An 11,486-nucleotide genomic window follows, 5' to 3' on the forward strand; every position below is an offset into this window, starting at 1 on the left:
TGTCTCTCAATAAAATAAGCACAACCTTATTAGCATAAGTATACTATGCAAACAAGGTCGTGCCTATAATTAATAATTTTATAATTTAGTATGTATAGATTTCATATATATATATTTAGTATTTATAAGGTTTATCTCAATTTGACGATATATATCTTTATCCCTATAATATAAGTAGATAGTCAGACGAGTCGTACCGTCAGGCGCATCTCTAAAACAGAAAATCTTGAGAAATGGCCTTTCAGTTATCGAATCATCTAAGATAACGAAGGGCTATTTGTCTTTTGTGAGACAAATAAGCGCTATTAATGCCCCAAAGGCAATAACAACCGTTATTACCTGTAATAAGAGCATGATTATTTCATAATCACTCATAGGCTTATCCCTCCCTTCGATGACGAAGAGAGGCCCAACCTCGTCTAACTATCCTATAATTATTATATAGCGAACTAATATACGATACAATAAGGAACGAATAATAGAAATATATGGATAAACTAATAAAAGCCGAGTTACTCAAATCGATGAGTAACTCGGCTTTCAGATTCTTAAATAATTAAAGAAACAATAAGAGATAGTATACTAAATAAAAATGGAATGCTTACAACAATACAGTAGCCAAGTAAAATAGCAAGATAAATTACTAAATATGCTTTTACCAGAATACCTAAGCAAAGGAAAATAACCTTATAAGTAAATACTTCTTCTTTCTTGGTGCGGATTCAGTCTTTAGCCCTATAGTATATTTTCGGTTTATTAAAGGATGGGGATAATCTTTTACACCATAATACAAGCCACGGAATACAGCATATATTCCCCAATAAGAGTATTGTATATAATTTTAAATTCCCTAGTGAATAGGGCTCTAATGCAGGATTTTGGGACATCGTAGAAAAAAGGCCTAAAGAAATCCCCCACATAATAACAAGCAAAAGCTTGAAATAAAGCACTAGTATAGTTTTAATGACATATATAAGTTTACCCACTGAATCTAACAAATCTTTAACCAAATTTTAAGCAATCGAAATAGGCACAATCATATTAGCATAAGTATACTATGCAAATAAAATTGTGCCTATGAATTATCTTTCTACTCATCAAAAAGATCTGTGTATATTCTCAATAAATTCTCATACTCTAAACAATTAGTAAGTTTATGCTTTAGATTTTTTCCATGCTTATAAAGAAGATTTAATAAGTCTAGTTCATTTGCTTCTTTCAAAACAGACTCGATATAATTAAACCTCTCAACATCCTCACTAGTTAGATGAAATATATTAGGCTTTAATACAAAAACATGATTAAAGAGATCATCTAATAAATCATGTCTACGTCTATCAAAATTAAAACCCTGATCTTCCATATATAAGTCTAACATCTGATTTGCTCTAATAGAGGATTGATTTTTTTAATATTGATATTTTCTCTTCAATCGGACGATTTCCCAAACTGTTATTCAAGACCTCACTAGTCAATGTCAAATTCCATAGGAAAATGCTTGGCTCATGTCCATTATCAGATATTAAATGTTCAATTGTCATTTCATCTATCGAAATACAATTATCAATTTGAACTAGATTATATACATTTTCTAGAATAAACCTAACTAACTTAGCATTTCTACGTAAACTATGATCAACATTAGAATATTGAAAAGTTCGGTTGGTTGTAAACACTTGTGATAAATCATATCCCTGAATATACTCTTTACACTTAAGTAATAAATCAGTAAGTATAAATTTAAAGTGAGTCTCAGTCTTGCAATGATATATATTGTATGATGCACTTGATATTAAAGAATCTGTTTGATTAGATGTTTGTCTAGTAACATTAAAATTGAAAAAGAAATTTCGAATTTGTAATATAGCATCATTAGCTAAACTATTATCAATTATATTTTGATTAAGCAGAACATAAATAGCAACAATTAAAGATCTAACTTGTTGATTATTCTTAATTTTAAAATATTTAGTTAAACTGTTATGCTCTAATCCACTAACTAATTCTTTATACCTCTCAGAGAATTCATATAGCTTATCTAAAAACACACCTAATTCTTGTATATCAATTTCATCTTTTATAAGCCGATAAACAGAATCCTTATTCTCTGCATTTTTATCAATATAGCACTTGGCGAAATGATGTATCATATAGTCTGGGTCATTTAATATACTCGCATTATCTAGTATAACTCGCCACTTTCTTTCAGCTTCATCAATAAATGTACCTGCTCGTGGTTGAACATATTTCATAATATGGTTTTTCAGTAAATCTATTTGTCTTAACTTCTGCCCTCTAGCATTTAAAACTTCAAAAATATTATATATTTCTTCATCTTCCCCTGAAATTATTTCAACTATATTAACTGATAAAACTTTATCCAAAAAATCACTAATATAACTAAAGTTTTTATCTTGTAAAAGATTGTCAAAGTACGAAAAAACTTTAATAAGCTTATTATTATCGGGGATATTCTCACTATGCATAGATTTGTCTACAAGTTCTTTTATTGAATAATCATATAAGCTATTATTAATAACTGGTTCTCGATTATTATCACGAGATAAAGAAGTCAAAAAAGATTCATATATATTGGGCCCGATGATTGGCTTCTTCTGTTCCTATTCGCCTATAACTCCTATATATACAAGTTAATATAATATACAAAGTCATTAATCTTTGTTGGCCATCAATAATCTCATAAACTATTAATCCATCTTCATTATTTGACTTATGATTTAGAACTATAGTTCCCAAAAAATGTGACCAAGGAATCGAACCTTGATTATCTAATGTAAATCTTAAATCTGTCCATAACTCTTTCCAATTAACTACAGTCCAGACATAATCACGCTGATAGCGTGGAACTATGTATCTTGCTGCACGTTGAAAAATATCAGAAACAGTCCGATTCTCAGTTGTAAAAGCCATTTTATTCCCCCCCCTAAAACCCATGATTAACCCCATAATCAAAATTTTTAGTCATTATATTCTTATTCTATATTCTCTAACAAAACTCCTCTTTGTATTTTCCCCAGTTTTTATGGATAATTAAACTATACTTGATATATGCACCGCAAGTAGTAAGGGTGATTTAGTATGAATCTCTAGATCGTGTAAATTTTTGGAGGTGTCATATGGATTCTCTGACTATTATTTGGGTTATTGTTTGCGCCTATTTATTACTGAATTTATTAGTCGGCGTGTATTGTCATATTCGTGTAAAAGATAGTACTGACTATCTACTCGCAGGTCGTCGTATTGGGGTTCTTATGACGGCAGGCACATTAGCGGCTACAGAAATCGGTGGTGGGAGTACCGTAGGTGTAGCAGCGAAAGCGTATGGCTCTTGGGGCTTATCTGCAGGTTGGTACGTCGTATCTGCAGGGATTGGTGTTATTCTCGTTGCTTTCATCGCACCGCTCTTACGGCGTGCCATGGCAACAACTGTACCGGAGATTATCGGCCGTCGCTTCGGCGCGTCTAGCCATCTCATTACTTCCATTCTGTCCATGCTGGCAACAATTACACTGGCAGGCGTACAGATTACAGCAACTGCAACCATTATTAGCGTTCTCACCGGACTTTCAACAGAGCTCGCCATCCTCATCTGCGGTGCGGTACTCGTAATTTACACCATGTCCGGCGGTATGTGGAGCGTAACGATGACAGACGTTATCCATTTCTTCGTTCTCGTTGGGGGCTTCTCCCTCGCGGTGCCGTTTGTGTTACACAATGTGGGTGGCTGGGAATCGGTAGTGACAAAATTGCCACCTGAACAGCTGGGCTTCACAAAGGTTGGTTGGAAAACCATCATTGGCCTTATCATCATGTACTTCATGACCTTCTCCACTGGGCAAGAGTCAGTTCAACGGTACTTCGCAGCGAAAAATGAAAGAACGGCCGTTCTCGGTTCTATCATTTGCGGGATTATTATGGCTCTATTCGCCTTTGTTCCTGCCGTATTAGGCCTTGTAGCATTAGCTGAATTCCCCGGAATTGAAGCCAACAATGCAGTGGCAACGGTAGCACTTAACCTCATGCCTCCAGTAATGGCGGGCTTCGTTATGGCCGCTGTCGTATCGGCCACACTTTCATCAGGCGCAGGCGACCTATTAGGCGCCGCAACTGTATTTACCAAGGATATTGTGGAACATCATTTTGGTAAAAGCCTCACCGATGCACAGCTCACTAGATATAGCCGTCTATGCGTGCTATTCCTCGGTATCATCGCCATTATCATCTCCCTCGTAAGTAAAGCCATCATTCCGATGCTCGTATTTGCTTTCACAATGAGATCTGCGGGCCCATTCGCCGCATTCCTACTAGGCCTTACTTGGAAAAATGCAACAGCTGGCGCTGGCATTTGGTCCATCGTGCTCGGCTCCATCGCAGGCGTGTACTGGGAATTCGTTGGCAACCCATATGGCATTATGTCCATCATCTTTGGTTCCATCGTCAGCCTCATCGTCTTTGTAGCTGTGGTGTTCATTGAAAGAGCCATGGGTAAACCACCGGCTCCTCCGGCTATACCTGATGATGTAAAAGAAATATAATCAATTTATTAAAATCTATAACTTAATAATAGCCCTAAAAGTGCTATAAAATTACAATTATAAAATTAAAACTCCTATCGGTGAAAGCCAATAGGAGTTTTCTCATTTTACAATACCATCATCAAACTGTATGCCATACAAGTGTTCATCATAATTTGACGATATATAATAACCTTACTATAATATAAGAAGATAGTCAGACGAGTCGTAACGTCAGGCGCATCTCGAAATTGAAAAAAGATTAGGAAATGGCCTTTCAGTTATCTAGTTACACTAGGCAACGGAGGGCTATTTGTCTTTTGTGAGACAAATAAGCACTATTAATGCCCCAAAGGCAATAACAACCGTTATTACCTGTAATAAGAGCATGATTATTTCATAATCACTCATAGGCTTATCCCTCCCTTCGATGACGAAGAGAGGCCCAACCTCATCTAACTATCCTAAGTCTATTATAGAACGAACTAATATACGATACAAAAAGGAACGAATAATAGGGATATATAGATAAATATATAAGGAAAGCCCGTCTTAGGACGGGCTTTTTAGTATTCATAGGATAGTGATTTATTTATATTTTTGTAGTACTCGATCTGCAAATTGAACGGCTAGGCCAAGGTAGTTATGAGGGTCCAACATATAGTCGATTTCTGCTTCTGTAAAGGCTTCCGTAACCTCTGGTTCAGCCATCAAGGCATCTTTCATTTGTGCTTCTTCTTCATAGGCTTTCATACATGTACGGTAAACAATGGAATGTGCTGTCATACGCCCCAAACAAGGTGCCAAATGCATCATGATACATTCGCTCATCATCAAGCCACGTAGTTTGTATAGATTTTGTTCCATATGTTTTGGATATACAATAAGATTTTCTAATACGTCTTTAGATTTTTCTAAGGCAGCAGCCAATAATTCACAGGCTCTCGGGATAGATTCCCATTCTGTTAATAAGCATCCCCAATCGCGTTCGTTTTCACAAATCATGGCTTCTGTAATACCAGGAGCAATGGTACGTACACTACGACAAACAGCGATAATGTTTTCTAATACTTGAGGATTACGTTTATGTGGCATAGTAGAGGAACCAACTTTACCCATGAAGAACGGTTCTTCTAACTCAAGAATTTCGGTACGTTGTAAGCTTAATATTTCATGAGCGATGCGGCCTAATGTCCCGGCACACAAAGCTAGTGTACTAGCAAACTCTGCTTGGCTATCACGAGCAACATGCCAAGAGATAGTTGGTTGTTCTAATTCAAGAATCTCCATCATGCGTTGTTGTGTTTCTAAGCCTTTTTCTGGTTGTGATGCTAATGTACCAACCGCACCAGACATTTGACCCACAAATACACGTTTTTCAATCTCTTCTAACCGTTGAATATCGCGCCCCAATTCATCTGCCCATACAGCTACTTTATAACCTAATGTAATCGGCAAGGCATGAATAACATGAGTACGACCGCACATAATGGTATCTTTATATTTTTTTACAAGATTGAGTACATGTTGTTGGCACACTTTCATATCTCGTAAGATAATTTGGTATGCCTCTTTCTCTTGCAAGATAAGACCTGTATCGACAATATCTTGGCTTGTGGCTCCCCAATGGACATATTCGCCTGCATTATCTGGCAGGATTTCTTTGAAAGCTTTCAACAAAGGAACAATGGTAATAGAGGATTTATAGAACTCGCCAATCTCATCAATATTAAGAGCCTTTGCATCAGCATACTTAACGATATCTTCAGCTTGAGTTTTAGGAATCACACCGAGTTCACCTTGCGCCTGTGCAAGAGCTGCCTCAGTATCTAACCATTTCTGTACAAGATTTAGATCGCTAAATACACGTCTCATTTCATCAGTACTAAATAATGCACCAAACACTTTACTATCGATTACTGTGCTTGCCATAATATGCCCCTCCTATTCTCCAACTACATCATCGAATTGCACACCATACACATTCATATATGCGGTTTGCCAAGAGTATACTTAATGCAAATTATGTTGATTGAATTACTATACTTTATTATATATCTTATCATTAAATTTAATTATCAGTACTCAAAAATAAATCCGTTTAAGAATCTAATACAATTGTACATATTGAATATTCATTCTACGTATGTTTTAATGAAGACAAATACCATTCGTTTATGACAAATTAAATATGTATCCTTTATTAGAAAAATTCACTATATTTACACTACATAATAGTTCTTTACTACCATGCTTATATAAATCTTAAAACGCATCATGGTAGCTTTTTTATTACGTAAAGGAGTATAGATGTATGAGTAAGGAGAAATTAGAGTTTGTTGAACCAGTTGATACGAACACAGATAATGAGTACTCGAGAGAGCCTGTGCCGTTAGGGGCAAGGAAGTCCTGCTTTTCTCTCACTATCGTTTGGACTGGGTTTGTTTTTCTTGTTACTAGTATGATGGCTGGAGGCGGGTTAGCTGCAGGGCTGACTTTCAACGAATTACTATTAGCCATGATTCTAGGCAACATTTTCTTATGTATCATTGCAGGGCTAGTAAGTGTAATCGCCTATAAAACAGGCCTTACCTTTGCCCTTTTGACGAGATACAGCTTCGGTCAGGAAGGATCTAGAATTGCCTCTCTCTTCGTACCTATCGTCAATCTAGGTTGGTACACGATTCAAGCGGCTTTATACGGACATTTTATTGCTCAAGTATTCAACCTTTCCTACATAGGCGAAATTATTGCTATGATGCTCAGCGCCGTTATCATGGGTATCTTTGCAGTTCTCGGCATTAAATCCCTCGCCGTATTCGGCTATATTGCAATTCCGTCCATCGTATTCCTTTCCCTAGGAACAGCGGCTCGCTCGGTTCAAACAATCGGTGGCTGGCAAGAATTATTTAACTATGTGCCATTACAATCTATCGATTTACTTTCAGGCATTACCATCGTTATCGGTACATGGATTCTATCCACTGCCACATGTATCGCCGATATTATGCGCTATGGTAAAAGCAAGAAAGATGTTATTACAGCGAGCACAATCGGTCTATTGGGCGGCAATACGTTGATGATTAGTTGCGGTGCTATCGCAGGCGTTGCTATGAATGATGGTGACTTAATCAACGTACTATTAAGCTTTGGCCTCGTGTTCCCAAGCTTACTATTGTTGACTACAAACATTTTTACAACAAATGGTGCGAACCTCTATTCCACATCATTGAACCTAGCAAACTCTTTCAAACTAAACAGAAATATTATGCTAGCCGTGCTCATTGCTATCTCTGCATTAGCAACAATGACACAACCATATAAAATTGACTCCCTCTTTGTATTCTTAAGTACACTAGGCATCATTGTTCCACCACTATGCGGTATTATCTTAGCAGACTTTTACCTGATTCATCGCGGAAACTATATCGATTACAACAAAGCGACTTTCAAAAAATGGAATCTAGTTCCATGGATCACATGGGCCATCGCATTGGTCTGTGTTAAATTCATACCATTCGGACTGGCTTCGCTGAACGGGATTGTAATCGGTGCCCTACTGTACGCAGTCATTACGTATATTGTTAAACCTAATGTTGTTAGTGAAAGCAAAGGGTGATTATCATGGCAATTCATAAACTATCTGCTATACTAGGCACAATCATTATGGGCATCGGATCCTTTATTACCTGTCTAGCCACAAGTGAAAGCGCCATTACCCTTGGTAACGGCATGCTCGTGGTGAGTATTATTATGATGGGATTTGGATATTCAAAATGGCAACCGTAAAAAATTAATATTTATATAAAATAAGAAAAAGCACTATCTACAAATAATAAGATAGTGCTTTTCTGACCCCATTGGGGATTATTTAATTTAACCAGCGCCAACCATCAACAAATACCGATAGACCTTAAAGGGTACTTGTTTCCGTCCCCATTAGGGGATTATTTAATTTAACGAAACTGCAGATTTAATTATTACGCCAGTTTCACTTAGTCAGTTTCCGTCCCTTATTAAGGACAATTTAACTTTATCACTAATATATGAATTTACTATGTACTAAGCACCTAAACCCATAGGGAGATTATTTAATTTAACGCCATAAAATGACAAAATCGCATATCAGTAAACAAAAATTAAGGTTTCCGTCCCCTAATGGGGATTATTTAATTTAACCATTGAAGACTTTGGTTATGGTAACGGTTATGTTTTTGTCCGTGAGTTTCCGTCCCCTAATGGGGATTATTTTATTTAATCATTCACTAGCAAATTTTAATATATAACACGTACTGGAAAATAGCTTCGACCCCCTAATGTGGGGATTATTTAATTTAACATGAAAAATAACGAAAAGGCAACGGCTGGCGAGCATGTTGTAGTTTCCGTCCCCATTAGGGGATTATTTAGTTTAACTTATCGACTTACTCGTATTATTAGAAGCCAAAGAATTGGAGGTGTTTCCGTCCCCTAATGGGGATTATTTAGTTTAACTCCAAGAAATTGTCAAAGCTATAACGAAAGCGCAGCGATGAGGTTTCCGTCCCCATCAGGGGATTATTTAGTTTAACCGTTGTAAGTTTCTGCCAACTATCGCAGAAATAAGAGAGGAATGGTTTCCGTCCCCATCAGGGGATTATTTAATTTAACTAAACGCTATCAACTATTCATTAACACGCTTGAAAGCGTAGAGTTTCCGTCCCCACCAGGGGATTATTTAATTTAACATATTTTAGTTAGAAGAAATTCTAAAACTAAAAATGAAAGTTTCCGTCCCCACCAGGGGATTATTTAATTTAACCAGCCGTGATTTAGAGCGTATTAAATACTATGTCGAAGACATGTTTCCGTCCCCACCAGGGGATTATTTAATTTAACATGAAAGCACTGGAACTGTAACCGTAACTATTACAGCTAATCTGTTTCCGTCCCCACCAGGGGATTATTTAATTTAACAATAAAGAAGAAGTTGAGTTTTCCTCGTTATCTGACGAGTTTCCGTCCCCACCAGGGGATTATTTAATTTAACATAAAAAAGCAGTGAATAGCTTTAAACTTGATGAAAAAAACATGTTTCCGTCCCCACCAGGGGATTATTTAATTTAACTTCAATACGAGCCATATCACGTTCATCATCGGCTCTTAATACTAGTTTCCGTCCCCACCAGGGGATTATTTAATTTAACTTGCGGTGTAAATATGATTAGATACTTGTTTTTGTATCCTCTAGTTTCCGTCCCCACCAGGGGATTATTTAATTTAACCCTGTCTTTGAAACAACAGATATTTACTGGTTCCAAAATACAAAAAACGGCGGAGATTACAAATTGATCCTAAAAGGCACTTTAGCAAACTAAAATAACACCGTTAAACCGCACCACTATAACAACGGCGCAGATTTAATTTCTCAGGAGTTAAATTCTAGACCCATTATATCATATAAGAAAATAGATAATACAATAATAGAATCATCAATGCAAAACATCAAGTCTTGAAATACTTTTACCAATATTAATGATTCTATTATTGTTAATTACACTTCTACATCGTAACAGTATTAATCGAGAGTAACTGTTTATATTTAAAGAATGATGCAGTCTTGTTCCTTACGTTCTCCAATACCCCAAGTATAGATATTTATAATGTCATCAAGGACATAGACTCGTAAGGAGTCCTCTATAGGGTTAATCATCTTACTAGCTCGCCGCATCATAGCATCATATTGCTTCCTATTAAGCAAAGCTTCAAACGCAGACTTTTGGACACGAACGCCATAACGTTCCAAGCATTTAACAAGACGGTTACGCGTTTTGTTATCCACCACATCATAGATAACTAGGACGATAAACTTTTTCATATCAGTGAATCTCCAATGGCGTATACAAATCTACATCTTCGTGTATAATTGCACTAGCAAATTGCTTACACTGTTTATAGATAGATTCACGATAGCTTTTACAATCATCAATATATTGATTTTCAGAACGAATTTTCTTATTATAGGCCATTAAAAATGCCTTACGTCCCTCTGCTGTCAGGTAGCAACCTTTATCAGAATTATCAAATTCGGATAAATCTACCATATTACGGCTCACCATAGATAGCACCATAGAATCTATAATTGGCGCCCGCCATTCTTCAATTAAGTCAGATGCGAGGGCTGGATGGCCTTTAGCTAGGCTATGCATGACTCCTACGAATGGATGGAGACCAGCATTAATAACACCAGCTAAGATTTCATTAAACAGCATGCTATAACCTAATCCGAGCATAGCATTAAAGGGATCTCGAGGCGGTTGTTTTGTACGTTTTGTAAAAGCAAAAACAGATGGCACAATTTTACCTAGTGCTTCAAAATAAAGACGACTTATCAGTCCTTCATAGCCCATGAGTTCAGATACACGCATACATTCACCAATATGGCTACGTACAGATTTAATATTCGCAATTTGCACATCTATATTGATATCCTCTTCTAGATTTCGTGCGTAGCGACGAAGAATAGTCAGCTGATTACGCACCTTTGCCCGAATAATTTTACGTGACATAGCCACTCTAAATGCATTATCATCTAACAAATCAAATTGCTTCTTATGTTTGTTAATGTCAATAGTATTAGTATTGATTATAGTACCAAAATACTTTCCATAACCAGATAGCCATGTAATAGGTACGCCACGTTCAATAAAATCAGTTACCAATGAGCTTGTTATAGATACTGAGTCAAAGACAGTAATATCTTCAATTCGCTCTAAAGGAACCTCGAACAATACCTCATTATTACGACCAACTACAACATGACCCCCGTCACGCTTGATAAACGATCCTGCTTCTGTAACATATAGGGATGACATATAGTCGCCTCCTTTTATATAAATGAATACGCTAAGGAATCAATTTGGGTCTAAAGATGATAATCTATAAAATTATTCAGTTTAATGAATTTTCACA

Annotated in this window: 8 protein-coding genes and 1 CRISPR repeat array; of the genes, 3 read left to right on the top strand and 5 right to left on the bottom strand. The window is 36.5% G+C overall.

The window, feature by feature from the left end; translation table 11 throughout:
• Window positions 1-1,388: 1,388 nt before the first annotated feature.
• Complete coding sequence (locus tag VPHSUH08_RS09010; RefSeq protein ID WP_158251060.1) at window positions 1,389-2,576, bottom strand: DUF262 domain-containing protein; 1,188 nt, start codon at window positions 2,574-2,576, stop codon at window positions 1,389-1,391.
• A gap of 7 nt (window positions 2,577-2,583) precedes the next feature.
• Window positions 2,584-2,931 (bottom strand): DUF262 domain-containing protein, encoded by a 348-nt coding sequence (locus VPHSUH08_RS09630; protein WP_158251061.1) that lies wholly within the window; start codon window positions 2,929-2,931, stop codon window positions 2,584-2,586.
• Window positions 2,932-3,137: 206 nt separating this feature from the next.
• On the opposite strand from VPHSUH08_RS09630, the gene VPHSUH08_RS09020 reads away from it, so the two are divergent.
• Window positions 3,138-4,556, top strand: a complete 1,419-nt coding sequence (locus VPHSUH08_RS09020; RefSeq protein WP_105087279.1) for a sodium:solute symporter — start codon at window positions 3,138-3,140, stop codon at window positions 4,554-4,556.
• Between the two features lie 567 nt (window positions 4,557-5,123).
• On the opposite strand, the gene purB is transcribed toward VPHSUH08_RS09020, so the two are convergent.
• Window positions 5,124-6,467 carry an adenylosuccinate lyase gene (gene purB, locus VPHSUH08_RS09025; protein ID WP_105087280.1) on the bottom strand — a complete coding sequence of 448 codons (1,344 nt, stop codon included), beginning with the start codon at window positions 6,465-6,467 and terminating at the stop codon, window positions 5,124-5,126.
• A gap of 382 nt (window positions 6,468-6,849) precedes the next feature.
• Here purB and VPHSUH08_RS09030 point away from each other — a divergent pair, with 382 nt between their 5' ends.
• Together VPHSUH08_RS09030 and VPHSUH08_RS09570 are read left to right on the top strand one after the other, a co-directional pair.
• Entirely contained in the window at window positions 6,850-8,154 is a 1,305-nt protein-coding gene (locus tag VPHSUH08_RS09030; RefSeq protein ID WP_105087281.1) for a cytosine permease, read from the top strand.
• 5 nt (window positions 8,155-8,159) lie between these two features.
• Entirely contained in the window at window positions 8,160-8,324 is a 165-nt protein-coding gene (locus VPHSUH08_RS09570; protein WP_165850987.1) for a hypothetical protein, read from the top strand.
• Window positions 8,325-8,679: 355 nt separating this feature from the next.
• Window positions 8,680-9,799: a CRISPR direct-repeat array (repeat unit 19 nt; unit sequence GGGGATTATTTAATTTAAC).
• Window positions 9,800-10,116: 317 nt separating this feature from the next.
• Here the strand turns inward: VPHSUH08_RS09570 and cas2 are convergent.
• Both cas2 and cas1 read right to left on the bottom strand, forming a co-directional pair.
• Window positions 10,117-10,392 carry a CRISPR-associated endonuclease Cas2 gene (gene cas2, locus VPHSUH08_RS09035; protein WP_060919607.1) on the bottom strand — a complete coding sequence of 92 codons (276 nt, stop codon included), beginning with the start codon at window positions 10,390-10,392 and terminating at the stop codon, window positions 10,117-10,119.
• Between the two features lies 1 nt (window position 10,393).
• Window positions 10,394-11,389: a CRISPR-associated endonuclease Cas1 gene (gene cas1, locus VPHSUH08_RS09040; protein ID WP_060919606.1), complete on the bottom strand. Its 996-nt coding sequence runs from the start codon at window positions 11,387-11,389 to the stop codon at window positions 10,394-10,396.
• Window positions 11,390-11,486 lie beyond the last annotated feature (97 nt).

The sequence above is a fragment of the Veillonella sp. S13054-11 genome (assembly GCF_002959795.1).
GTDB lineage: Bacteria > Bacillota > Negativicutes > Veillonellales > Veillonellaceae > Veillonella > Veillonella parvula_E.

Excerpts from the sequence above, each read along its gene's own strand:
- VPHSUH08_RS09020 (WP_105087279.1), top strand. The coding sequence starts at position 3,138 with ATGGATTCTCTGACTATTATTTGGGTTATTGTTTGCGCCTATTTATTA.
- purB (WP_105087280.1), bottom strand. The coding sequence starts at position 6,467 with ATGGCAAGCACAGTAATCGATAGTAAAGTGTTTGGTGCATTATTTAGT.
- VPHSUH08_RS09030 (WP_105087281.1), top strand. The coding sequence starts at position 6,850 with ATGAGTAAGGAGAAATTAGAGTTTGTTGAACCAGTTGATACGAACACA.
- cas2 (WP_060919607.1), bottom strand. The coding sequence starts at position 10,392 with ATGAAAAAGTTTATCGTCCTAGTTATCTATGATGTGGTGGATAACAAA.
- VPHSUH08_RS09630 (WP_158251061.1), bottom strand. The coding sequence starts at position 2,931 with ATGGCTTTTACAACTGAGAATCGGACTGTTTCTGATATTTTTCAACGT.
- VPHSUH08_RS09570 (WP_165850987.1), top strand. The coding sequence starts at position 8,160 with ATGGCAATTCATAAACTATCTGCTATACTAGGCACAATCATTATGGGC.
- cas1 (WP_060919606.1), bottom strand. The coding sequence starts at position 11,389 with ATGTCATCCCTATATGTTACAGAAGCAGGATCGTTTATCAAGCGTGAC.